Source organism: Pseudohalocynthiibacter sp. F2068 (genome assembly GCF_023015645.1).
GTDB lineage: Bacteria > Pseudomonadota > Alphaproteobacteria > Rhodobacterales > Rhodobacteraceae > Pseudohalocynthiibacter > Pseudohalocynthiibacter aestuariivivens.
Genome location: NZ_JALKAK010000013.1, coordinates 88,365 through 111,768 on the forward strand (window position 1 = coordinate 88,365; position 23,404 = coordinate 111,768).

Here is a 23,404-nt window from a genome sequence, read left to right on the forward strand (position 1 = left end):
ACCATCCCTTATCTAAAACGAAACTTACCAATTTGGCGGAGACGGCCGATGTCGCTCAACCCAGTGCGCCCATGGCGCGATGTATATCGTCGAAAATCCCGTCAGATATTTGTCGGTAATGTCCCGATTGGTGGGGATGCACCAATTGCTGTGCAAACGATGACCAATACTGACACGTCGGACGCCAAAGCGACGATCAAACAAATCGTCGACTGCGCGGAAGCCGGTGCAGATATTGTTCGCGTCTCAACCCCTGACGAGGCGTCTACAGCAGCGTTGCGCGAAATCGTGCGTGAAAGCCCTGTACCAATCGTTGCTGACATTCATTTCCACTACAAGCGCGCGATTGAGGCAGCAGAGGCAGGCGCAGCATGTCTTCGGATAAACCCCGGCAATATCGGAAATCAGGACCGCGTGAAAGAAGTGATCCGGGCGGCCAAAGATCATGGCTGTTCAATTCGCATCGGCGTGAATGCCGGAAGCCTGGAGCGTCACCTGTTGGAGAAGTACGCGGAACCTTGCCCGGAAGCCATGGTCGAAAGTAGTCTGGAGCATATCAAAATTCTTCAGGATAATGATTTCCACGAGTTTAAGATCAGCGTCAAAGCGTCAGATGTGTTCCTGTCAGCCGCCGCGTATCAATCACTGGCAGAGGCAACAGACGCACCCATCCATCTTGGTATAACCGAGGCTGGGGGACTAAGGTCCGGTACGATCAAATCTGCAATCGGGCTTGGCAATCTTCTTTGGATGGGCATTGGCGATACGGTGCGCGTCAGCCTGTCTGCCGATCCTGTGGAAGAAGTGAAAGTTGGCTTCGAAATTCTGAAATCGCTCGGCCTGCGCCACAGGGGCGTTACAATCATTTCCTGCCCCAGTTGCGCGCGTCAGGGCTTTGATGTGATCAAGACCGTGGAGAAACTGGAAGACCGCCTGGCGCACATTACAACGTCGCTCAGCCTTTCAATAATCGGGTGCGTGGTTAACGGGCCGGGCGAGGCTTTGATGACCGATATTGGTTTTACCGGTGGAGGCAAGGACGCTGGTATGGTTTACCTCGCCGGCGCACAAAGCCACAAACTTAGCAACGATCAGATGGTCGAGCATATCGTCGGGCTAGTCGAGGAAAAGGCCGCCGCAATTGAGGCCGAACAAGCAGCCAAAGAGGCGGCTGAATAAAAGCTTAGCCTATCCCTTGCGCGCCGCGGCAACCAATTCGCGCATCGCTTCAAGAGGCAGATAACCGCGCAACAATTCATCCTCCAGGATGAAAGTTGGGGTGCCGCTGATTTGCATTCGTTGGCCAAGCGCGTAGGTGTCAGAGATTACCTTGGAAACCTCGTCACTGTTCATCCGTGCGGAAATTGCTTCAAAATCGAGCCCGAGTTCCGCCGCGATACGCCCGAGTGAATCCACGCTTACGTCGCCTCGGAAGGTCATCAGTACATCATTCACCACTGCATATTTTTCGGGCCCTGCCAGTTGCAACGTTGAAATAGCAAACCGCGACGCGAGCACAGATTGTTCCCCGAGGATCGGAAACTCCTTTACGATCAGGCGTATATTGCCGTCGCTTGCAAGTAGCTCATTAAGTTCAGGATGCGCCCGGCGGCAATAGCCACAGCGATAATCTGCAAACTCGACAATCGTGATGTCCCCGTTCGGATTGCCACCGACAAAGGAATACCCATCGTTGAAAAGAGCGTCGGAATTAACCCGGACCAAGTTTTCGTCCGCTGCAGATTGCTGTTCGGCCTGACGTTGTTCAAGGACGGCTACCGCTTCCATAATCACCTCTGGGTGTTCCAAAAGATAAGCACGGACTTCTGTTTGAAAAGCTGCCCGCTCTTCATCGGTCATAGAGGATAGATCAAGCGCGTTCGCAGGTGATGCTGCAGTCACTGTCAAAAAGAAAAGTGCCACAAGAGCGGTGGTAAAGAAGGTGCGGAACATTTTTATCTCCGTTGGGTTGCGGCGTCTGCCGCTCTTAACACATCCTGAGCGAGGTTCCAGCCTGTTGAACCTCTGGGTAGTAACGCTTCAGCACGTGTAGCGTGTATGCGTGCATCTGAAAGTCGCCCTAAAAGAGCGTAACGTTCTGCAGTTGTCAATGATGCCATGCCGTTATTGCCGGATTTGGCGTAGGCGACGGCAAGGTCGCGCAACATGCGCGGTTGTTGTGCGTCGCGCGCGCGCGCCTGTTCAAGAACCCGCAATGCGCGCCGATTGCCATCTGCTGTATCGAGTGCCAAAAGAGCCCGACCATACCCAGCAAGTAAAAGCGGATGTCGTGGAGATAATTCAACAGCCCGGCTATAGGCACGAACGGCAGAACGCGCATCACGGGATTCAAGGTGTATTTGGCCCAGGAGTTCGTGAACAAAAGGATCAGACGGGCGTCGCGCGGCCAGCGCATTGATGTTTTCCAGAGCTTTTGAACGGTTAGGCATTCTATGATACGCAACCGCGCGGCGCATCAACGCAATATCCGAATTATCGTTACGGTCGATTTTACGAAGCGTGCTGGAAGGATTGCGGATGAAGGCTTCAAGTTTGCCGCGCGCCCGTGCGAACCAGTACGCGTTGTTGTTTTCCGGGTTGTTACGAGGTGTATACGCGGCGGCATATCCCCGCGCTGCACGCAGCCTGTCCCGAGACAACGGATGCGATTGTGCGTAAGGGTCTTGCCGTGACACAGCCAATGCTTCCTGGCCTCTGAAAATCTCGAGCACTTCAATCATTGCAGCGGGGTCTACGCCAGCGCTTGCCATGAAACGGGCACCCGACTGATCGGCAGAGCTTTCCTCGCTCCGGGTGTGTGCCAGAAACAGCCGCTGCGCGGTCCCGCTGGTCCCGGCAGCAACACCTGCGGCGGCCTGGCCGTTTCCGGTTGCGGCGACAGCTGCTGAGAGCAAAATACCAAGCCCCGCTGCTGTGCGTGAGTTCGCGGCATTTGTAAGTCGGCGTGTGATATGGCCGTTTGCGATATGTGCGATCTCGTGTGCAAAGACAGCTTGCAACATTTCGGGTTTTTGAAGTTTCAGTATCAGCCCAGAGTGAACAAAGATATGTTCGCTGTCGATCACGAAAGCGTTCAACGAGCTGTCAGCAAGGACGTAAACTTTCACCCTGTTTGGGGAAAGACCGGCAGCATTTAGAAGAGGTCGCGCCAGTTGCTGAAGCGAGTATTCTATTTCAGCATCGCGTATCAAACCCTGAGCGCGCGCTGGCTGCAATATCGCAACAAACGCCAATCCAACTGCAGTTAAGAAAATAAGAACTCTGCCTGCCATTGACCTTATGCTTCCGCGCTGGAACAACACCAGCTAGACGCAGTGTAAGGAGGGTTTGATGCGAAGTTCAAGGCGTGGTTCAGTTGATCCCTTCATTGTGATGGATGTGATGGAGGCAGCGCGCAAGGCTGAAAAGGCCGGGCGCCACATTGTCCACATGGAAGTTGGGCAACCCGGAACACCGGCGCCACGCGCAGCGCGTAAAGCTTTGGCAGAGGCCATGGAAACAGAGTCTCTGGGCTATACCGTTGCTCTGGGCTTGCCAGCGCTACGCAGCCGCATCGCCCTTCTTTATAAGGACTGGTATGGCGTAACTGTCGACCCCGCGCGCATTATTGTGACGCCGGGATCATCCGGTGCGTTTATCCTGGCGTTCACAGCATTGTTTGAAGCCGGAGAGAAGGTTGCCCTGGGTGAGCCGGGTTATCCATCTTACCGTCAGATATTAAAGGCTCTTGATCTGGTTCCAGTTGGGTTGCAAACCTCGGCAGAAAATCGCTTGCAACCGGTGCCCGAAGATTTTTCAGGTATAGATTTGGACGGTTTGATCGTTGCTTCGCCGGCAAACCCCTCTGGAACAATGCTGAATCGTGATGCGCTTGCCGCGCTTATCAAGGCCTGTCAGGCGAAAAATATGGCCTTCATTTCGGACGAAATTTACCATGGAATTCAGTACGAGGGGCGGGTGGTTTCCGCTCTGGAGATCTCGGACGAGGTCTATGTCATCAATTCTTTCTCAAAATACTTTTCGATGACCGGCTGGCGTGTTGGCTGGATGGTTGTTCCGGATGATCATGTTCGAACGATAGAACGGCTGGCACAGAATATGTTTATCTGTGCGCCACACGCAGCGCAGGTTGCAGCATTGGCCGCAATCGATTGTGACGATGAACTGACAACCAATTTCGAAGTTTACGCCAAAAACCGCAAACTGATGCAGGACGGTCTGCCCAAGGCTGGGTTCACGAAGATCGCTCCGCCTGATGGCGCTTTCTATTTTTACGCAGATGTAAGTGCCTACACGGATGACAGCCGTGCTTTTGCAGCAGAAATACTTGAAAAGGCCGGTGTTGCGGTAACTCCAGGGATGGATTTTGATCCAGTTCGTGGGGTAGGGACCCTGCGTTTTTCCTATGCCCGATCAACAGCAGATATCAAAGAGGGATTGAAGCGCTTGCAAAAATTCATGGCAACGCGTGGCAGGTGACTTGCTTCAGACAAAAGCTTATACTGAGGATAAGCAGCCCCAGAGAGAGGGCGGAAAACAAGAGCCCGGCATGAGCAGTATTTTTAAACGATTCCTGTGCAAAACGGCACGGTTTGTGTTGGCCATGGTCTTTCTGACGGGGGCAGCACAAGCGCAGCAGCTTTCGGCGCTTGCCCGTGTCGACAGCGGCGCAACAACGGTTGAAGATATTGACGGGTCCCTTGAAATCGATATTGCGCTGACACAGGCGGTGCCTTTCCGGTTGTTTACCCTGACAGACCCAACCCGTCTGGTTATTGACTTTCGAGAAGTCGACTGGAGCGGTTTGAACCGTGACGCCTTTACTGAATCTTCTCATATCGTCGATCTTCGATCCGGCCTTTTTCGCCCCGGCTGGTCCCGGCTTGTTGTGCAGCTTTCAGAACCTATGTGGGTGGAGCAAGCCGGAATGGAGACAAATCCATCCGAAGGCAGCGCAGTTGTGCAGTTAAGGTTAACACCAACGAGCGCTGAAACCTTTGCAGCGTCTGCTGGGGTACCTGACGCGGCGATTTGGGGACAATTTGAAGGGGAAGCTCTGGAACAGCCAATCCAAAGGCAGACCGGGGATCGTCCTCTTGTCGTTGTTCTTGATCCGGGGCACGGTGGAATTGACCCGGGCGCAGAACGCGAGGGGTTGAGCGAAGCCAACCTTATGCTGACCTTTGCACGCAGCCTTAAGGAATCCTTGATCCGTACGGGCGGGTTTGAAGTATTGCTGACGCGCGACTCTGATGTTTTCGTTCCTCTGGAAGCACGCGTTTCGATTGCCCGCGCCGCGAGGGCCGATGTGTTTTTATCTTTGCACGCAGATATTTTGCCAGAGGGGCGCGCAAGCGGTGCTACGATCTATACGCTTTCCGATACGGCAACTGATGAAGCATCGGCACGTTTGGCGGAACGTCATGATCGTGAAGATCTGCTTGCAGGTGTTGACCTTTCCGATCAGGACGATGTGATTGCGTCAGTTTTGATGGATCTTGCAAGGCGTGATACCGCGCCACGAAATGACAGGCTGGCGAATGCTCTGGTCGAGGGGATCATGCAGTCCGTGGGCGAGATGTACAAACACCCCCGACTTACGGCTGGCTTTTCTGTTCTGAAAGCCCCGGATATACCTTCAGTTTTGATAGAGCTTGGGTTTCTTTCCAGTTCGAAAGACCTGGAAAACCTTCAGTCTGAAGAATGGCGCAGCAAGGCAGTTGCAGGTATCACCAGCGCGCTGCAGGAATGGGCCAAGGCAGACGCCGCCGAAGCCCAGCTTATTCGGCAGTAGGTAACTCCTAGCGCCCGGTAACAGGTTTACTGAGAAGAGAAACCTGAAGTTTATTGTGATGTGATTAGCAGGCACTAAATAGCTGATCTCTTTTGACCCTGCGCCGCTGCGCGCCTATATAGAGCAGGAATACGAATAGGAGCGCCGTCTTGATCCGGTTTATAATGTCCTTTTTTGGCGCAATCTTCAGTTGGCTGACGATCGGTGCGGTCATGGCTGTATTGGGCGTCGTCTCTATTTTCTGGATGTACAGCCGCGATTTGCCGAACCACGAACAATTGGCACAATACACACCGCCGACAATCAGCCGGATTTACTCGGGTGAAGGACGTATCATCGATGAATTTGCGCAGGAACGCAGGCTTTTTGCACCGATAGAAGAAATTCCAGAACTGGTTAAGCACGCGTTTATTTCTGCGGAAGACAAGAATTTCTATACCCATCGCGGGTTTGACGTTCGCGGAATCGCAGCCGCAATTTTAGAGGCGATCCAGACACGCGGTGGCCGTCTTCGCGGGGCTTCGACAATTCCGCAGCAAGTCGCAAAGAACATGCTGCTAGGTGGGGAAAGAACGATCGAACGCAAAATACAGGAAATTATTCTTGCAAACCGCTTGGTGAACACCATCAGCCGCGAAAAAATTCTGGAGATTTATCTGAACGAGATTGATCTTGGTTTCAGAAGTTTTGGGGCGATGTCTGCCGCACAGACCTACTTTAACAAAACATTGACGGAACTCAGCGCCGGTGAAGCCGCATATTTGGCAAGCCTGCCAAAGGCGCCTTACGACTACCACCCGGTGTTGCAGACTGAACGCGCAACCGGGCGTCGTAACTTTGTCCTGCAGGAGATGTTTGAGAACGGCTACATCGATCAGGCGACCTATGAGGCTGAAGAAGCCAAGCCGCTTCTTTCAGTACAGAATGGTGATTATCCGGCATTTCGTGCCTCTTTGCCTCCGCGTGATTATTTCACAGATGAAATACGGCGCCAACTCAGCAGAGATTTCGGTGAAGGTGAATTCTTTACTGAAGGGTACACAGTGCGCGCCACGGTTGACCCGGAATTGCAACCTGTCGCGGCGCAATCTCTGCGTCGTGGTTTGGAAGAATATGATCGCACCCAAGGGGTTTGGCGAGGCACAGGCGTTACAATTGCAAGTGATCTTCTGAAAGACGAAGAAACCTGGCGCGAAGCGCTTTCTGAAGCTGACGTTCCGCGTGATATCGAGGGATGGTTCCCTGCTGTCGTTCTCGAAGTTGGTGAGACACATGCAAGGATCGGAATCGAAGAGGTCGAAGAAGATGAAGACGGCCATTGGATTCCGCCCAACGATGTGACCTGGGCTAAAAAGCTACGCGAAGACGGCAGCCTTTCAAATACCGCGCGCAATGTCGGTGATCTGGTCGACGTTGGTGACGTCGTCCATGTGCGGGCAATGTTCAAGGATGAAGATGGCTCGTTCATTCGCTGGACCTTGCGGCAAATTCCCGAAGTACAGGGTGGTTTCGTCGCGATGGACGTGAACACCGGGCGGGTTATCGCAATGCAGGGCGGATTTTCCTACCAGCATTCGGTATTTAATCGCGCGACACAGGCTGCACGGCAGCCCGGCTCATCGTTCAAACCTTTTGTCTATGCCTCGGCGCTTGATAGTGGGTTTTCACCTGCGACGATCATCGTTGATGCGCCTATCGAAGTTGATACAGGTGCCGGTATCTGGCGACCCCAAAACTCTTCAAATCAGTATTATGGTCCAACACCGCTACGCACGGGAATTGAACAATCCCGGAACCTGATGACCGTTCGCTTGGCGCAGGAAATCGGCATGGAGGTTGTCGCCTCTTATGCTGAGCGTTTTGGTGTCTATGACAGGATGAATCCTTATCTTTCGAACGCGCTTGGCTCGGAAGAAACGACACTTTTTAAGATGGTTGCTGCTTATGCGATGTTTGCAAATGGCGGTGAACGGGTTGAACCGACGCTGGTTGACAGGGTGCAGAACCGCTGGGGCGAAACTGTCTACAGGCATGACCAGCGTGTTTGCGAGGAATGTCAGCATGCAAGCCTGATAGGTGGCCGCGCCCCGCGCGTCACGTCAAACCGCGAGCGGGTGATGGACGCTGTCACTGCCTATCAGTTGACGTCGATGATGCGCGGCGTGGTGCAGCGTGGCACCGCAGCGGGACGCATAACACTTAACGTGCCAGTCGCTGGTAAAACCGGAACCACGAACGAGGCAAAGGATGTCTGGTTCATTGGCTTCACCTCTAACATTGTTGCGGGCTGCTACATTGGTCATGATCGTCCGCGCCCGTTGGGCCGCGGGGCATATGGGGCCAGCATGTGTGGCCCGGTTTTCAATCGTTTCATGCTGGAAGCAACGGCCAAATATGGTGGTGGTGAATTTGAGGTTCCTCCAGGTGGGCATTTCATCAAGATTGATCGGTTCACCGGAGAGCGCCTTCCGGATGAGGCGGGCGGCGAAATGGTTGTTGCTGAATACTTCAGAGACGGTGAAGAGCCGATCTTTGGCTTGGGTGCGCTGATTGATGGTGGTTTCGCCATGGGGGCTAACCTGCCATTGTTTGCGCCGGGTGATGATGCCCTTATCACTGATCGCACTGTCACGACCTCAACCGGTGATACTGCACGTATCGGAGAGCGGGCAACGTTTGGAACGCTAAGTTCCGGTGGGCTATACTGATCTTGCTGATACCGGCAAGCATTGTTATCACACAGTACTGACGAACAAGAAAAGGGCAGCTTGATGCGGGCCGATACACAGAATGCTGTTGAAGCAATTGAAAAGTCACTGGCGCTGCTAAAGCAAAGGTTGGACTGGGAAACTGCAGAGCATCGGCTAGAGGAATTTAACGCACGCGTTGAGGACCCTGATTTGTGGAATGATCCTGCAAAAGCGCAAAAACTGATGCGCGACCGTCAGATGCTTGTTGACGCTATTGGTGTTTGCTCATCGATTGAACAGGATATGTCAGATAACATCGAACTGATCGAACTGGGTGAGATGGAAGAGGACGAAGAGGTCATTCGCGACTCTGAAAATGCACTGAAAAAGCTCGCACAAAAGGCTGCAAAGAAAGAAATCGAAGCGCTGCTGGACGGCGAAGCGGACGGCAATGACAGCTTTCTCGAAATTAACTCTGGTGCGGGTGGCACCGAAAGCTGTGATTGGGCGTCGATGCTTGCGCGGATGTATGTTCGCTGGGCAGAGAAGAAGGGCTACAAAGTTGAACTTCAGTCCGAGACCGCAGGCGAAGAGGCGGGGATCAAATCTGCCACTTACAAAATAAGCGGCCCTAACGCATATGGCTGGCTGAAATCTGAAAGCGGCGTTCACCGGCTAGTTCGTATTTCCCCGTTTGACGGGTCAGCCCGACGCCACACATCATTTTGTTCTGTTTGGGTCTACCCGGTGGTTGATGACAACATTGAGATTGACGTGAACCCCGCTGACATACGGATTGATACATACCGATCTTCCGGGGCAGGCGGGCAACACGTCAACACGACCGATTCTGCCGTCCGGATTACGCATATGCCAACGGGGATTGTGGTTACAAGCTCTGAGAAATCTCAGCACCAGAACCGCGATATCGCGATGAAGGCATTGAAATCGCGCATGTATCAGATGGAACTCGATAAGCGAAATGCCAGTATACTCGAAGCACATGAGGCGAAGGGCGATGCAGGGTGGGGCAACCAGATCCGCTCCTACGTTTTGCAGCCTTACCAGATGGTGAAGGACTTGCGCACGAATTTCGAAACATCGGATACACAAGGCGTTCTGGATGGTGATCTGGATGGGTTTATGGCTGCAACTCTCGCGTTGGATGTTGCCGGCAAAAGCCGCTCAGAAGCGCAAGCAGACAATTAAGGCGAATTCTGTTCTATCGAAAATGGACAGCTCACTGGGAGGCTTCTTAGCTTGCAAGGTCCGTTAAGGGAATTTTAACAAATTAATTTCCCAATGCGCGTATCTTACGTCTTTTCTTGTGCAATTTCGGACGTAGACTGACTTCGGGAGGAGCGAGAATGACACAAGATAAATATAAAGCGGCATCACCCGTTCCAGAGATTCAATCGATCACAATTCAGATGCTGCGCGCTGCCCTGAAAAATGGCTGGCAGGATTTTCTGAAAGCCCCCAAGTTTGGCCTTTTCTTTGGAGGTGTCTATGTTCTTGGTGGTATGTTGATGGCCTGGGTTACCATAAGCACAGGACAAACCTACTGGCTTGTCCTTGCGGCGTTTGGTTTCCCATTACTTGGTCCATTTGCGGCAGTCGGGCTCTACGAGGTCAGCCACAGACTTGAAGAGGGTAAAGCGCTGGACTGGAGCGAAATTCTGGGCGTGATCTACCGACAAAAGGACAGGCAAGTCCCGTCTATTTGCGCGATCATTATTTTGATTTTTATGTTTTGGTTTTTCATCGCACATATGATTTTTGCACTGTTTCTGGGTTTGTCGACCATGACAAATGTTTCAAGCTCTTATGATGTTTTCCTAAGTGCAAATGGCCTGACTATGCTGGCGATTGGTTCTTTGGTTGGCGCCGTATTAGCCTTTTTGATCTACGCTATTACTGTGACGGGCTTGCCGCTTCTTCTGGACCTTGAGGTCGATTTTGTAACTGCAATGATAACGAGCTTTCAAACGGTCGCGCAAAATTTACCAGTCATGCTTGCGTGGGCTGTCTTTATTGCCGCAATCATGTTTTTGGCGATGATACCTGGATTTTTGGGTTTGTTAATTGTCGTTCCGGTTTTGGGACATGCGAGCTGGCATCTTTATCGCAGCGCATTGCGACCGGGAAAATAGAACGAAAATGGGCGCCGCAAAATTTGCACGCGCCCAGATTTTAAATTTGTTTTTGGTCTACGAACCGGTTGCCGGTTTGCTGGCAGGGGCGGGTGCCGCTGGGGCCGCTTTTTTGGCACCGGTGCTCAGCGGGTCATCCTGACGTTGGACAGAACCTTCGAAGTGAGCGCCCGATTCAATTGCGATCGTCTTGTGGATGATGTCGCCCTCAACGCGTGCTGTAGATGTCAGACGAACTTTCAAACCACGCACACGGCCGACAACACGCCCGTTGACAACAACGTCGTCAGCGACGACTTCGCCTTTTACAGTTGCTCCTTCGCCAACTGTTAACAGATGAGCACGAATATCGCCTTCAACCTGTCCTTCGATCTGGATGTCGCCAGTCGTTTTAAGATTGCCCTTTACGTAAAGGTCTGGCGACAAAGTCGATGCTGGTGGTTTTGCTTTGGGTGCCGCAGGAATTTCGGACGCAGGAGGTGCTGCCGGCTTTTCTTTTGCTTTTTCGTCGCCGCCCTGTTTGGGGCCAGGTTCATTTATTCTGCTCTTAGAAAACATTGTTTGCTGCCCTGATGTAGTTCATGGGATTAACTGGGTTGCCGTCCACCCGGACTTCGTAGTGTAGATGAGTTCCGGTAGAACGACCAGAGTTCCCCATATCACCGATTCGGTCTCCGCGCGAGACCCTTTGACCAACCTCGACGCGAACGGCTGACATATGCGCATAGCGTGTTTCGATTCCGAACTCATGCTGGATTTTTACGAGACGCCCGTAACCAGATGACCAGCCTGCGTGTGTGACCACCCCGTCGGCGGTTGAATATATGGGTGTGCCACTTGCACCTGCAAAGTCTGTACCGTTGTGCATCCGTCCCCAGCGGGGGCCAAAACCCGACGTGTACCTGAATGCAGATTTGACAGGTATTGCAAATGGCGTTTTCTGCGCCGCGATCCGATAGATATTCACCCGGTCCATTTCAGATAGAATGGCGTTTGCACGAAGGCTCTCGGCACTCGGTGGCTCGCCTCTGGTCGAAAATGATAGCGGTGTTAGCGGTCCACCCTGGCCTGAATAGCCGCGGCGAATTTGTTCGATAATTCGATCCGTCGGGAGCCCCGCAGCGCGGAACATTTCATCCAATGGAGCGAGTGAGATTGAAACTGCATCTTCCAACTGCTGGAAGATGCGATCATTACGCTCCTGAGCCAATCGCGCCTGCAGCAACAACTCTTCGACAGAGGCTTGTGCTTCAGAGGCTGTATCAGCAATTTCGTCCCGTTCTCCCGCCGTTAATTCAAGTGCTGACGTTAGAAAATCTACGGTGCTCTCAATGTCCTGAATACGGCCTGAATCTGTACGTACAGATCCGGTTGTGCCTTCGAGTTCCGCGCTCAGCGTATCGGCTTTGACAAGGGCGTCATCACGTTCATTCATCGTTCGCCGAAGCGTTCGTTGAATGACCTCGATCCCGGTTTCCAGTTCTTTGCGTTGATCTTCAGAGGCGAGCAAAGAGGATTGCATTTGCGATATCTGCGAAAGCGCGAGATTAAACCGTTCCTGTGCGGCCAATGCTTCTTCGGCGCGGGAATCACGTTCTGAAGACAAGGCATTCAGGCGCGTTTCGTAGATGGATTGTTCACGCCGCGCCTGATCACGGACATTGCCGGACCCAATGCTGTCCATCAACAAAATCGCGGTTGCAACAATGGCCCAGGATACGAGCGCGGTGCCACCAAGAAGTGATGTAACCTGCGCGATGGGAGAGAGACGTATGAAACGTGTTTCAGTGTCAGACCTCAGGAATACCCTGCGCTCTGGAAAGCGTCGCTCGATCACTGCTTTTAGCTTGTTGAACATAGTTATGGTCAAACTGCCCGTCCCTCACTCCGATCCCCAGATATTGCAACGCGCTTGTCCCCACATCGCGATGCACGCCGAAGTGTTACCTTCCCGCTCGCTTTGTCGCAAGAAATTTCAGGTATTTAATGGGCTTAGATGGTTAATAAGCTATCAAAACCGGCGGGTTTTTGCCGATTGATGGCTTGATCCACACGTAGCGAAGGTAGAAATACCAGTATATCGACTGAGCGGAAAAGTGTTTTCTCCACGACGGTTCAACGGTATTTCAACGAAGTTCGCGCGTATCTGCTGCATTTCTCAATCTGTTTTTCACTCAAGTTTTTCCGTCAGCGGCCAGTAAAAATCCGGTGGCAATCCTGCTTCTGCGCGCTTCTCTTCATTAAACGGTGGTCTGAGAGTGCTATGAAAATATTTGCGGACCAAGGCATGGAATACCACCTTTGGGTCCTTCTCATGACGACCACAGAGAAAGTTGAACCACTTTGAGCCATAAGCAACATGTCCAACTTCTTCGCGGTAAATCACTTCAAGCGACTCGACCGCCTTTGCCTCGCCGGATTTTCGAAAAATTTCGATCATTCCGGGCGTCACATCCAGTCCACGTGCCTCCAGAACCATTGGCACAACAGCAAGTCGGCCCATGAAATCCTCTGCAGTGTCCTCTGCCGCACGCCACATACCTGCGTGCGCGGCCAGCGCGCCGTAGTGGCTGCCTCTATCTTTGAGGCATTCACAGATCAGATTGAAATGTTTGGATTCTTCATCAGCTGCTTTAACCCAATCGTCGTAAAACCCAATCGGCATCTTTACGTCCGAAAATCTCGCAATAATGTCCCAGTGTAGGTCTACGGCATTGAGTTCAATATGCGCCACCGCATGCAAAAGCGCGATGCGCCCCGCAGGTGTGCCAGGCTTTCTGCGCGGAACATCACGCGGGCTAAGCAAAACAGGTTGGTCTGGGCGTGCTGGAAATGAGGGTGGAGAGCAATGGCCAATTTCCAATGCTGGCCCGGCCTCGCGGGACGCGAACCAGCTTGCTGCATGCGCCCGCGACAGCGTAGTTTTTGCCACGCCGTCAGCGCAATTCAGCACCTCGACCGCCATCTCTGTGAGCGTTATGCTCACAGGGATTCAGCCATGTTAAGCACGTCTTCGACGTGACCCGGCACTTTCACTTTACGCCAGACATGCAGGATTTCGCCGGACTCGTTAATCAGAACTGTCGTGCGCTCAATCCCGAGGAATGTTTTTCCATACATCTTTTTTTCAACCCAGACGCCATAGTCTTCGCAGACCGTACCCTCTGCATCTGACAACAGCGGAACACCTAGCGAATGCTTGTCGCGAAATTTATCATGTTTTGCGACAGTATCTTTGGAAATACCGATCACCTGCGTTCCGGCGGCTTTGAACGCATCAAGATGTTGCGTAAAGGCGATGGACTCTTTTGTGCATCCGGGCGTGTCATCTTTAGGGTAGAAAAATAGAACAACGTTATCCGGGCGCAAAGACGAAAGCGTTAAAATGCCGCCGCCATCGCGTGGTAGGGTGAAGTCCGGGGCAATCTCGCCTATATCTACCATGTTGATCAATGTCCTGCTGGCAAAGTTTCTGGTTCTGTTTTAACGCGGAACTTGCGAAGATAAAGAGCATGTCGGCAAAAGACGAAAAAATGCAGCCGTCGAAAGATTCGGTTCGGCGGATAAGAAGAGGCAAGATGAGCTACGGCGCGACAGAAGGTAAGCGGCGGAGGCGCAGGGGCTTTGGCCTCTGGATGCTACTCAGTCTTGCGCTTTTGACTTTGGTTGCTGGTCTGGTTGCGTTAGCCTTGTTGGGGCGCTCGATCGAGGTTCCGAACTGGGTAAAGACGCGGATAGAGACGAGTATAAACCAGTCGCTGGCGGGTGGGCGCGTTGGCCTGGGTGCCGTAAATCTTCAGGTTTCAGACAACTGGGTTCCGGTTATCAGACTTGATGATTTGCTTTTAGAAGACCGGACAGGGCTGCCGATCGCTTCCTTCTCGGATATCGAAGTTACGCTTGCGATGTCAAAGCTTGTTGAAGGTGTCGTTCAACCCACCGCGCTGATGGTCAGGGGCGCGGAATTTTCGATGCGACGAGAGCCGAACGGGCGGTTCGATTTATCTCTGGATGATCCGGAGCAAACGCTGGGGACGAACGGATCACTCTCTGATGTTCTGAAAAGTATCGACAGACTTTTTGCGACACCGCAGTTGGCCGCCATTGAAAACGTGCAGATCAGCGATGTTACCTTTCAGTATGAAGATGCCCGCGCCGCACGATACTGGGTTGCAACCGATGGCGTGTTGGAGCTGACGCAGGACCCTGAAAAGCTAGATATCCGCCTCGGGTTTGAACTTTTCTATGGTCAAGACACACCGGCAGAAGCGTCGCTTTCGTTCAGATCTTTCAAAGGGTCGCCGCGTGCAACGATTTCGGCAAATCTAAAGGACGTTCCGGCCGACGACTTTGCGACACAGGCACCCGCGCTTGCGTGGCTTGCGGTGATAGACGCGCCCGTGTCAGGCGCGGTAAGGGCCGAGATTTCAGAGGACGGTGAACTTGGTTCCATGAACGGAACCCTTGAAATCGGAAAAGGTGTGCTGCAACCGACAGAGCAGACACGTCCCATTGGTTTTAACACTGGCAAGGCGTATTTCACGTACGACCCCGATCTTCAGAAAATTACATTCAGCGAATTGTCAGTGTCGACAGATGCCGCTGAGCTCAAGGCAGAGGGTAAAGCCTATCTTCGAGATTTGATTGATGGCTGGCCCTCAACTTTGCTGGCTCAGTTTTCATTTTCGCAAATTTCTGCAAATCCCGTTGGTATATTTGTCGCTCCGGTTTCCTTTGATGGTGGTGCGCTGGACATTCGACTTCGCTTGGATCCCTTTTCACTGACAATCGGGCAGCTTGTGCTAATAGACGGTGATACACATTTGCAGGTGCGTGGCGGAGTGGCGGTTGATGAAGCCGGTTGGGCGGTTGCACTTGACCTGAACCTTAATGAGATTCAGCAAAAGCGGCTGATGGAACTGTGGCCAGTGGTTTTGATTTCGAAAACCCGGGACTGGCTGGAAGAAAATGTTTACTCAGGGCACCTCAGTAATGTGACGGGGGCGTTGCGTCTGTCACAGGGCCAGGACGTACGGATGTCATTCGGGTTTCGGTTTCACGACGCAACGGTTCGCTACATGCGAAAACTGCCACCAGTTGAGCAGGGGAATGGATATGCAACGATAAGCGATAAAACACTATCGCTTGTCGTCGAAAATGGCATTGTAACAGCACCAAACGGTGGACTTCTTGATGCAACAGGCACCGTCTTCAGTATACCTGATGTGTTTGTTCGGGAACCTCCGGCAGTTGTCGCTCTGCGTGCCAAAGGGACAATTCCGTCTGTTCTTTCGCTGCTCGATGAACCACCTTTTGAGTTTCTGTCAAAGGCGGATCAACCCACGGATCTGGCAGAAGGCGTGGCCGATGTGCAGGCAGATATCCGGCTTCCGCTGGCCGATACCGTTTTGCTGGAAGATGTGGATTTTGAGGTCTCGGGTCAGTTGCAGGACGTTACATCAGACAAATTGGTTCAGGATCGGGTTCTAAGTGCGCCGGAGCTTGCGTTGCGCGCATCACCTGATGGAATCGAAATTTCGGGGATGGGAAAATTTGGCTCCCTGCCTTTTAACGCCACATGGACACAGGGGTTCGGGGAAGCAAACAAAGGTCGCTCGCAGGTTGAAGGTACGGTGGAGCTATCGCAGGTTTTTGTAAATGAGTTTAACCTTGGATTACCAGACGGAAGCATAAGTGGTGTTGGTCGTGCCGCGATCAATATAGAGCTGCTAAAAGACGCGCCGTCGTTGTTCACCCTGACCTCTGACCTCAACCAGCTAGGGATGCGACTAAACGATCTTGGATGGGCGAAGCCAAGAGATGTAACCGGAGAACTGCTTGTTTCCGGTTCATTGGGAAATCCAGTGCGTATAGAGTTGCTGAAGATCAACGCCGCCGGGTTGGACGCAACGGGCAGTGTGACCTTAAAAGAGGGCGGCGCTTTGGATGCTGCCCGCTTTTCAAGCGTTCAGGTCGGACAATGGCTAAACGCACCTGTTGTGCTACGCGGGCGCGGTATCGGACTTACGCCGGCCGTATCGGTCGAAGGCGGCATGATCGATATTCGTCAAACAACCTTTGGTCGCGGAGGCGGGACCGGGCAGGGTGGGCCTATCTCTCTTGCGTTGGACCGTCTTGTTGTCTCTGAGGGGATTACGCTGACAGGGCTGCGCGGGAATTTTCAGACAAGCCCGGCTTTCAACGGAACATTTCAGGCGAAAGTGAATGGCCAGGTGGATATTCTTGGGACACTGGCCCCTCAGGAAGGCGGAACCGCTATCAGGATTCGGAGTTCGGACGCGGGGGCGGTTATGCGCGCCGCAGGTGTTTTGGACAAAGCACATGGCGGGGATATGGATCTGATCCTGATCCCACTTGGGGAAACAGGTAGTTACAATGGGCGATTAACAGCAACAACCGTTCGTGTTCGGGACGCACCGGCTTTGGCCGATTTGCTGGGCGCAATAAGTGTTATCGGATTGCTGGAACAATTGAATGGTCAAGGTATCGTTTTTAGTGATGTCGAAGCCAATTTCCGCTTGACGCCAACCCGGGTTATTATCACGAGAGGCAGCGCAGTTGGTGCCTCTCTCGGGGTGTCGATGGACGGTGTGTATAGCTTGGGAACAAAGCTTTTGGATATGCAGGGTGTGATTTCACCAGTCTACATTGTGAACGGAATCGGGGCGATTTTCACGCGCCGGGGGGAGGGGATATTTGGCTTCAATTATCGCCTTACCGGATCATCGGATGACCCAAGCGTTTCGGTAAACCCACTGTCGATTTTTACACCCGGCATGTTTCGCGAAATATTCCGTCGCCCGCCGCCAAAGGTCGACGAATGAAACTCTCGGATTTCGATTTCGACTTGCCGGAGGATATGATTGCCACGCGGCCGGTCAAGCCACGCTCTGCATCACGTCTGCTGGTTGCCGAAGACCGACGTATTTGCGACCTACATGTCTTTGACTTGCCCGATCTATTGCGGGCAGGCGACAGGTTGGTTTTGAATGATACAAAGGTGATCCCAGCGCGCCTTTTTGGTGTGCGCCGCCGCCTGGGTGCCGAGGGTGAGACCGAAGCGAAAATAGAAGTCACCTTGTTGGACCCGCGTGGTGACGGCACGTGGCGCGCCTTGGTAAAACCCCTCAAGAAAGTGAAGGAAAGCGAAGAAATTCACTTTTCTTCAGGGCTTTCAGCAGTTCTTAAAGCCAAAGATGAGGGCGCTGCCCATCTTGAGTTCAATTTGACAGGTCAGGATTTTGACGATGCACTTGCTGTTGCCGGTGCTATGCCATTACCGCCCTACATCGCGGCAAAACGAGCTGCGGACGAGCAGGACAAATCTGACTACCAAACTGTATTTGCCCGCCAAAAAGGCGCGGTCGCTGCGCCAACCGCTTCGTTGCATTTTGATGAGGCTTTGCTTCGGAAGATTTCTCGGAAAGGTGTTTCGATCACCTACGTAACGTTACATGTCGGCGCCGGAACGTTTTTGCCCGTTAAAGTTGACGATGTACGCGATCACAAGATGCATTCTGAATGGGGCGAGGTATCACAGAAAGCCGCAGATGAAATCAACGAGACACGCGCGCAAGGCGGGCGCATAATCCCGGTTGGAACGACTGCACTGCGATTAATAGAATCTGCCGCCTCGCCAGATGGCCAGATGCAAGCGCGGCGTGGCAATACCGATATTTTCATAACGCCGGGTTACAGTTTTCGCGCTGCTGACGCGCTGATGACCAATTTCCATTTGCCGAAATCGACGCTCATGATGCTTGTTTCAGCACTTATGGGGGTCGAAGAAATCCGAGAAATTTACGCACACGCAATTTCGAAGGAATATCGGTTCTTTTCTTATGGCGATGCGTCTTTTCTGGTGCCTGAAAGCAAAAGGCGACTTTAAATGTCGTATCGATGCGGTATGCGCGCCCAGAATGTGGGTACACCCCCCTTAAATACGCGCGAGGATTAAAATGATACAGGTGCTTGGAAGCTCTTGGGCGCTCTTGCTTGGTATGACCTTGCTTATGGTCGGCAACGGTATGCAGGGGACGTTGTTGGGTGTGCGCGGCGCGCTTGAGCAGTTCTCGACCTTTGAGATGTCTATCGTCATGTCCGCGTATTTTGTCGGATTTCTCGGTGGCTCGCGCCTTGCACCCGAAATGATCCGAAGAGTTGGCCATGTGCGGGTCTTTGCAGCACTGGCGTCATTTATTTCTGCGGTTCTTATCTTGTACCCCTCTTTTGCCAACCCAATTGCATGGGCATTGGGGCGTGTTCTGATCGGGTTTTGCTTTTCCGGTGTGTATGTCACAGCAGAAAGCTGGCTTAACAACGCAGCCACAAACGAAAATCGGGGTAAGGCGCTATCGCTCTATATGATGGTGCAGATGATCGGGATCGTTTCTGCACAAGCGCTGATCGCGGCGGGTGACCCATCAGGGTTCATTCTTTTCATTATTCCATCAGTACTGGTCTCGATATCGTTTGCACCAATTCTGCTGTCGATCAGTCCGACACCTGCGTTTGACACCACGCAACCTATGTCGCTGAGAGAGTTGTTCTCACGATCTCCGTTGGGGTGCACAGGACAGTTTCTACTTGGTGGTGTCTTTTCAGCGCAATTTGGGATGTCAGCCGTTTATGGTGCGCAAATCGGATTGTCGCTTGGTAAAATCTCGCTGTTCGTGTCGGCCTTCTACATCGGTGCTCTTTTGTTGCAATACCCGATTGGTTGGTTGTCAGACAGGATGGACCGGCGGATATTGATTGCCGTGGTCGCGCTGATTGGCGGGCTGGCGTCTTTTATCGGGTTCATGGCGGGCGGCGTATTTGAGCTTTTGCTGATTTCCGCGTTTTTGATTGGTGGAACCTCGAACCCGCTTTACGCGCTGCTGATCGCGCATACCAACGACTTTCTTGAACACGAGGACATGGCATCTGCTTCGGGAGGTTTGATTTTTGTGAATGGCCTTGGCGCAATCGCAGGACCGGTCATAACCGGGTGGTTGATGGGAATGATCGGGGCGCATGGATATTTCATGTTCATGGTAGTTTTGCTGCTTGCGCTTGCGGCCTACTCGGCCTATCGCATGACGCAGCGGCCAGCGGCAAATGTGGAAGATACCGTTTCTTATGCGACTCTCATGCCTTCCTCATCTCCTGTCGCGCTTGAAGTTGCCCAGGAGATATTCATAGAGGCGTCGATGGATGAAGAAAGCAACAATCTGAATCTCGATGAAAATTAATGTTGTAAATGTGTAAATGTTTTGTAACGCTTCCTATGTCTAGGGGGTTTTATTGCTACGGAGGAGGGTCCGATGCTGAACCCAAGTGAAGTGCTGGACTTCTGGCTTAAGGAAGTCGGTCCAGATGGTTGGTACGAGGGCGGGGTAGCGCTTGATACCAAAATCCGTAACAGGTTTGAAAAATCCTGGTATGCGGCGAAAGAAGGCAAGATGGCGGATTGGGCAATGCGCTCAGAAACCACACTTGCATATCTGATACTTATTGATCAGTTCCCGCGAAACATGTTCCGAAATGACAGCCGCGCATTTGCGACGGATGGATTGGCGCGTGCGGCTGCGAAAAAGGCGATTGATAAGGGATGGGACATGCGCGTTCCGGAACCTGAAAGGCAGTTCTTTTATCTGCCGCTGATGCACTCAGAATGCTTGTGTGATCAGGAACGTTGCGTACGTCTGATGCTGACGCGAATGCCTGAGACGCAAGAGGAAAACCTCCTGCATGCAAAAGCGCATCGGGAAGTGATCCGTAAGTTCGGCCGATTCCCTTACCGAAATGAAGTTTTGGAACGTGCTGACACAACGCCGGAAGCCGCATTTTTGGCTGAAGGTGGGTATCGTAAAGCGGTTGAATTGGTACAGGCTTAGTACATTAGCTTATAAACCAACAGTTTAAGACTGCGTCACTAAGGCGTTAGTGTGGTTGGTTGCTGCTGCGCTCCGGATAGTTTAATATCAAACTACTTTTTTAACGGAGGGCGCAGATGTCTGCCAAGTCATTCGATGTTGTCGTTGTTGGGGCTGGCCCCGGCGGGTATGTAGCAGCGATCCGCGCCGCCCAGTTAGGGCTGAGTTGCGCGATTGTGGAGCGTGAGCATTTAGGCGGTATCTGCCTGAACTGGGGATGCATCCCAACCAAGGCGCTGCTGCGCTCGTCCGAAGTTTTTCACCTTATGGAACGGGCCAAGGATTTTGGCCTTAAGGCAGATAACATCGGCTATGATCTTAAGGCTGTTGTGAAACGTTCACGCGGTGTCGCAGCGCAGCTTTCGGGCGGCATTGGCCATCTGATGAAGAAGAACAAAATCACCGTTTTCATGGGGACAGCCACATTGCCTGTGAAGGGCAAGGTTAGTGTGAAAACTGATAAGGGTGTCGAAGAACTGACAGCCAAGAATATCGTTCTGGCAACGGGTGCAAGGGCGCGCGAACTGCCGGGACTAGAGGCTGACGGTGATCTGGTCTGGACCTACAAACACGCGCTTGACCCGGTTCGGATGCCGAAAAAACTCCTGGTCATTGGCTCGGGCGCAATCGGAATTGAATTCGCAAGTTTCTACAATACCCTCGGATCCGATACGACTGTTGTCGAAGTGATGGATAGAGTGCTTCCCGTCGAAGACGCAGAGATCAGCGCATTTGCCAAGAAACAGTTTGTTAAGCAGGGTATGAAGATCATGGAAAAAGCCATGGTCAAGCAACTTGATCGCGGCAAGGGCAAGGTCACGGCCCACATCGAAACGGGCGGCAAGATTGTCAAAGAAGAGTTTGATACGGTGATTTCTGCGGTTGGCATTGTCGGCAATGTCGAAAACCTAGGGCTCGAATCGCTTGGCGTGAAACTCGATCGAACCCATGTTGTGACGGATGAGTTCTGCCGCACAGGTGTCGACGGGCTTTATGCGATTGGCGACATCGCGGGTGCGCCATGGCTTGCACATAAGGCCAGCCACGAGGGCGTGATGGTCGCAGACCTGATTGCCGGTAAACACGCGCATCCGGTTAAACCCGAAAGTATCGCTGGCTGCACTTACTGTCATCCGCAAGTTGCCAGTGTCGGTTATAGCGAAGCCAAGGCGAAAGAACTGGGCTATGAGATCAAGGTTGGCCGCTTCCCGTTCATCGGGAACGGCAAGGCGATTGCACTCGGGGAACCCGAAGGGCTGGTCAAAACGGTCTTTGATGCAAAGACAGGCGAACTGCTCGGCGCGCATATGGTCGGGGCCGAGGTGACAGAGCTTATTCAGGGCTACGTCGTCGGGCGCCAGCTGGAAACCACGGAAGAAGACCTGATGAACACCGTATTCCCGCATCCAACCCTGTCTGAAATGATGCATGAATCCGTTCTGGATGCCTACGGGCGCGTCATTCACATGTGATCCATTCGGTAATGACCATAAGCGGCCCGCGTGAAGATTGCGGGCCGTTGTGGTTTGCAGTTCAATTGTGTCCTAGGGCTCAGGATTGGTAAACTGATCGAAAGAGTCAGATGACTGCTTCGAACTCTTTTTGACAACCGCTGCACTGCAATTGACCCGGGAATATTCACAACAGTTTACCATTGACGCATATCAAAGAGTAAATCCTCTATTCTGGTTTAGCTTTGAGTCGAACTCTGAGCCTCCGGGTTCATTGCAGGTGAAGTGACAAGAGGTAGAGGAAACATGAGAAAATTAATGGCTAAATGGCGCGCCAGAACTCTCGCGTTGGTGTTTGTTCTGACAAGTGTCATCCCGGCTACGGCCGAAACGTCAGTCGGGTCGAATATCGATAGTCGTGTTGTCTTGGCTTTCAAAGTGAACGACGACGCCGTTCAGTCGATGCTGCCAGACAGATGGGTCGTACTAACCCTTCCGAAAGGACCGTTTGCAGGAACTAACCTGCTTGTAGCCTTCATTGACCGCCACTTGGCACTTGATCCAGAAGGCAAGCCGCTTGCTCCACACAATCGCAGGTCAGTGGCCATTGTGGCCTATGGTGTCAATCCGGGGTTTGAGGGTGCACGCATGTTTGTCACTCGTGTTTACGAAACGCCACCAGTTGCGAGCAGTTATGACAACGGAGTGGCGGCAAGAATTAGCCGGGACTTGGCCTTTAGTGGCCCCTATGAAGGGGCTCGCAACCACAGAGAAACCTGGGTTGTCGAACCTGAAACTGGTGGTACGCTAAATCTGAGCCTGGCATATCAGACCGGACGTCCCGTATGGTCTAAGTCCGAGACTACGCCATACTCTGCGGCCAACCCGGATTTTCATCGGATTTACCGCTATGAACAATTGGCAGATCTAGCCATGAGCACAGCTCTTGGGCGTGAGCTTGTAGGTGAAGTTACCTTACAATCCAGCGTTCCGGAGTTGGCAGAAATATTTGATGGTAGTGAGGCTCTGACGGGTGTACTCGCCATCCCTGTTTACACGCGCGACGTTTTCCTGCCGTAACAGAGTAGCATGTAATAACCGCTTTGTCCTGTGTGGATGTATATGGACCCCGCCTTTTTGCAAGTACAATTTTGTGCTTGGCGTTTTGTCAGAAGCAGTCTTGTGTTCGGCCTCTTAGCGCGACGCACATGGCCGCTGGCCCTGATGGTTTCCACCAACCAAGTCCCATTCCGCACATCGAACAGCAAGCGTTCAGGACAAAGCACGGGGCCTCTTGGTTTTAGGGCTGACAAAGTTCCATCACTTCATTGGTCTTGCATACTCTTGTTTCAGGTCG

18 protein-coding genes are annotated in these 23,404 nt (G+C 52.5%); 12 read left to right on the forward strand and 6 right to left on the reverse strand.

All coding sequences use genetic code 11. The features are described 5' to 3' along the window. The first annotated feature begins 48 nt into the window (after window positions 1-48). Window positions 49-1,179: a flavodoxin-dependent (E)-4-hydroxy-3-methylbut-2-enyl-diphosphate synthase gene (ispG, locus tag MWU63_RS15080; RefSeq protein WP_213890819.1), complete on the forward strand. Its 1,131-nt coding sequence runs from the start codon at window positions 49-51 to the stop codon at window positions 1,177-1,179. Between the two features lie 9 nt (window positions 1,180-1,188). On the opposite strand, the gene MWU63_RS15085 is transcribed toward ispG, so the two are convergent. Continuing rightward, window positions 1,189-1,953, reverse strand: a complete 765-nt coding sequence (locus tag MWU63_RS15085; RefSeq protein WP_213890820.1) for a DsbA family protein — start codon at window positions 1,951-1,953, stop codon at window positions 1,189-1,191. A gap of 2 nt (window positions 1,954-1,955) precedes the next feature. Then, a complete protein-coding gene (locus MWU63_RS15090; protein WP_213890821.1) occupies window positions 1,956-3,293 on the reverse strand; it encodes a M48 family metalloprotease in 1,338 nt (445 codons plus the stop codon). Window positions 3,294-3,351: 58 nt separating this feature from the next. Between MWU63_RS15090 and MWU63_RS15095 the strand changes: the two genes are divergently transcribed. The 5 genes from MWU63_RS15095 (at window position 3,352) to MWU63_RS15115 (ending at window position 10,658) form a co-directional block, all read left to right on the forward strand. Then, window positions 3,352-4,500: an aminotransferase class I/II-fold pyridoxal phosphate-dependent enzyme gene (locus MWU63_RS15095; RefSeq protein ID WP_213890822.1), complete on the forward strand. Its 1,149-nt coding sequence runs from the start codon at window positions 3,352-3,354 to the stop codon at window positions 4,498-4,500. A 70-nt stretch (window positions 4,501-4,570) separates the two neighbouring features. Further along, window positions 4,571-5,815: an N-acetylmuramoyl-L-alanine amidase gene (locus tag MWU63_RS15100; RefSeq protein WP_213890823.1), complete on the forward strand. Its 1,245-nt coding sequence runs from the start codon at window positions 4,571-4,573 to the stop codon at window positions 5,813-5,815. Between the two features lie 149 nt (window positions 5,816-5,964). Next, window positions 5,965-8,523: a penicillin-binding protein 1A gene (locus MWU63_RS15105; protein ID WP_247078561.1), complete on the forward strand. Its 2,559-nt coding sequence runs from the start codon at window positions 5,965-5,967 to the stop codon at window positions 8,521-8,523. Window positions 8,524-8,586: 63 nt separating this feature from the next. Next, window positions 8,587-9,714: a peptide chain release factor 2 gene (prfB, locus tag MWU63_RS15110; protein ID WP_213890825.1), complete on the forward strand. Its 1,128-nt coding sequence runs from the start codon at window positions 8,587-8,589 to the stop codon at window positions 9,712-9,714. Window positions 9,715-9,872: 158 nt separating this feature from the next. After that, entirely contained in the window at window positions 9,873-10,658 is a 786-nt protein-coding gene (locus MWU63_RS15115; protein WP_213890826.1) for a DUF2189 domain-containing protein, read from the forward strand. Window positions 10,659-10,715: 57 nt separating this feature from the next. Here the strand turns inward: MWU63_RS15115 and MWU63_RS15120 are convergent, their stop codons facing one another. The 4 genes from MWU63_RS15120 to MWU63_RS15135 all read right to left on the reverse strand — a co-directional run bounded on the left by MWU63_RS15120 (window position 10,716) and on the right by MWU63_RS15135 (window position 14,102). Then, a complete protein-coding gene (locus MWU63_RS15120; protein WP_213890827.1) occupies window positions 10,716-11,216 on the reverse strand; it encodes a polymer-forming cytoskeletal protein in 501 nt (166 codons plus the stop codon). Then, window positions 11,206-12,528, reverse strand: a complete 1,323-nt coding sequence (locus MWU63_RS15125) for a M23 family metallopeptidase (RefSeq protein WP_246531823.1) — start codon at window positions 12,526-12,528, stop codon at window positions 11,206-11,208. Before MWU63_RS15125 ends, MWU63_RS15120 begins: the two co-directional genes overlap by 11 nt. Window positions 12,529-12,828: 300 nt before the next feature. Next, complete coding sequence (locus MWU63_RS15130) at window positions 12,829-13,623, reverse strand: ferritin-like domain-containing protein (protein ID WP_213890843.1); 795 nt, start codon at window positions 13,621-13,623, stop codon at window positions 12,829-12,831. 17 nt (window positions 13,624-13,640) lie between these two features. Continuing rightward, complete coding sequence (locus MWU63_RS15135; RefSeq protein ID WP_213890828.1) at window positions 13,641-14,102, reverse strand: peroxiredoxin; 462 nt, start codon at window positions 14,100-14,102, stop codon at window positions 13,641-13,643. Between the two features lie 134 nt (window positions 14,103-14,236). On the opposite strand from MWU63_RS15135, the gene MWU63_RS15140 reads away from it, so the two are divergent. The 6 genes from MWU63_RS15140 (at window position 14,237) to MWU63_RS15165 (ending at window position 23,127) form a co-directional block, all read left to right on the forward strand. Further along, entirely contained in the window at window positions 14,237-17,503 is a 3,267-nt protein-coding gene (locus tag MWU63_RS15140; protein ID WP_247078563.1) for a DUF3971 domain-containing protein, read from the forward strand. Continuing rightward, window positions 17,500-18,567, forward strand: a complete 1,068-nt coding sequence (gene queA / locus MWU63_RS15145; protein ID WP_213890830.1) for a tRNA preQ1(34) S-adenosylmethionine ribosyltransferase-isomerase QueA — start codon at window positions 17,500-17,502, stop codon at window positions 18,565-18,567. The genes MWU63_RS15140 and queA overlap by 4 nt, the downstream gene beginning before the upstream one ends. Before the next feature lie 70 nt (window positions 18,568-18,637). Continuing rightward, complete coding sequence (locus tag MWU63_RS15150) at window positions 18,638-19,912, forward strand: MFS transporter (protein ID WP_213890831.1); 1,275 nt, start codon at window positions 18,638-18,640, stop codon at window positions 19,910-19,912. 72 nt (window positions 19,913-19,984) lie between these two features. Further along, window positions 19,985-20,557 (forward strand): DUF924 family protein, encoded by a 573-nt coding sequence (locus tag MWU63_RS15155; protein ID WP_213890832.1) that lies wholly within the window; start codon window positions 19,985-19,987, stop codon window positions 20,555-20,557. 116 nt (window positions 20,558-20,673) lie between these two features. After that, window positions 20,674-22,068 carry a dihydrolipoyl dehydrogenase gene (gene lpdA / locus MWU63_RS15160; RefSeq protein ID WP_213890833.1) on the forward strand — a complete coding sequence of 465 codons (1,395 nt, stop codon included), beginning with the start codon at window positions 20,674-20,676 and terminating at the stop codon, window positions 22,066-22,068. A 297-nt stretch (window positions 22,069-22,365) separates the two neighbouring features. Further along, complete coding sequence (locus MWU63_RS15165) at window positions 22,366-23,127, forward strand: hypothetical protein (protein ID WP_213890834.1); 762 nt, start codon at window positions 22,366-22,368, stop codon at window positions 23,125-23,127. Window positions 23,128-23,404: the final 277 nt, after the last annotated feature.

Excerpts from the sequence above, each read along its gene's own strand:
- ispG (WP_213890819.1), top strand. The coding sequence starts at position 49 with ATGTCGCTCAACCCAGTGCGCCCATGGCGCGATGTATATCGTCGAAAA.
- MWU63_RS15085 (WP_213890820.1), bottom strand. The coding sequence starts at position 1,953 with ATGTTCCGCACCTTCTTTACCACCGCTCTTGTGGCACTTTTCTTTTTG.
- MWU63_RS15090 (WP_213890821.1), bottom strand. The coding sequence starts at position 3,293 with ATGGCAGGCAGAGTTCTTATTTTCTTAACTGCAGTTGGATTGGCGTTT.
- MWU63_RS15095 (WP_213890822.1), top strand. The coding sequence starts at position 3,352 with ATGCGAAGTTCAAGGCGTGGTTCAGTTGATCCCTTCATTGTGATGGAT.
- MWU63_RS15100 (WP_213890823.1), top strand. The coding sequence starts at position 4,571 with ATGAGCAGTATTTTTAAACGATTCCTGTGCAAAACGGCACGGTTTGTG.
- prfB (WP_213890825.1), top strand. The coding sequence starts at position 8,587 with ATGCGGGCCGATACACAGAATGCTGTTGAAGCAATTGAAAAGTCACTG.
- MWU63_RS15115 (WP_213890826.1), top strand. The coding sequence starts at position 9,873 with ATGACACAAGATAAATATAAAGCGGCATCACCCGTTCCAGAGATTCAA.
- MWU63_RS15120 (WP_213890827.1), bottom strand. The coding sequence starts at position 11,216 with ATGTTTTCTAAGAGCAGAATAAATGAACCTGGCCCCAAACAGGGCGGC.
- MWU63_RS15130 (WP_213890843.1), bottom strand. The coding sequence starts at position 13,623 with ATGGCGGTCGAGGTGCTGAATTGCGCTGACGGCGTGGCAAAAACTACG.
- MWU63_RS15135 (WP_213890828.1), bottom strand. The coding sequence starts at position 14,102 with ATGGTAGATATAGGCGAGATTGCCCCGGACTTCACCCTACCACGCGAT.
- MWU63_RS15140 (WP_247078563.1), top strand. The coding sequence starts at position 14,237 with ATGAGCTACGGCGCGACAGAAGGTAAGCGGCGGAGGCGCAGGGGCTTT.
- queA (WP_213890830.1), top strand. The coding sequence starts at position 17,500 with ATGAAACTCTCGGATTTCGATTTCGACTTGCCGGAGGATATGATTGCC.
- MWU63_RS15150 (WP_213890831.1), top strand. The coding sequence starts at position 18,638 with ATGATACAGGTGCTTGGAAGCTCTTGGGCGCTCTTGCTTGGTATGACC.
- MWU63_RS15155 (WP_213890832.1), top strand. The coding sequence starts at position 19,985 with ATGCTGAACCCAAGTGAAGTGCTGGACTTCTGGCTTAAGGAAGTCGGT.
- lpdA (WP_213890833.1), top strand. The coding sequence starts at position 20,674 with ATGTCTGCCAAGTCATTCGATGTTGTCGTTGTTGGGGCTGGCCCCGGC.
- MWU63_RS15165 (WP_213890834.1), top strand. The coding sequence starts at position 22,366 with ATGGCTAAATGGCGCGCCAGAACTCTCGCGTTGGTGTTTGTTCTGACA.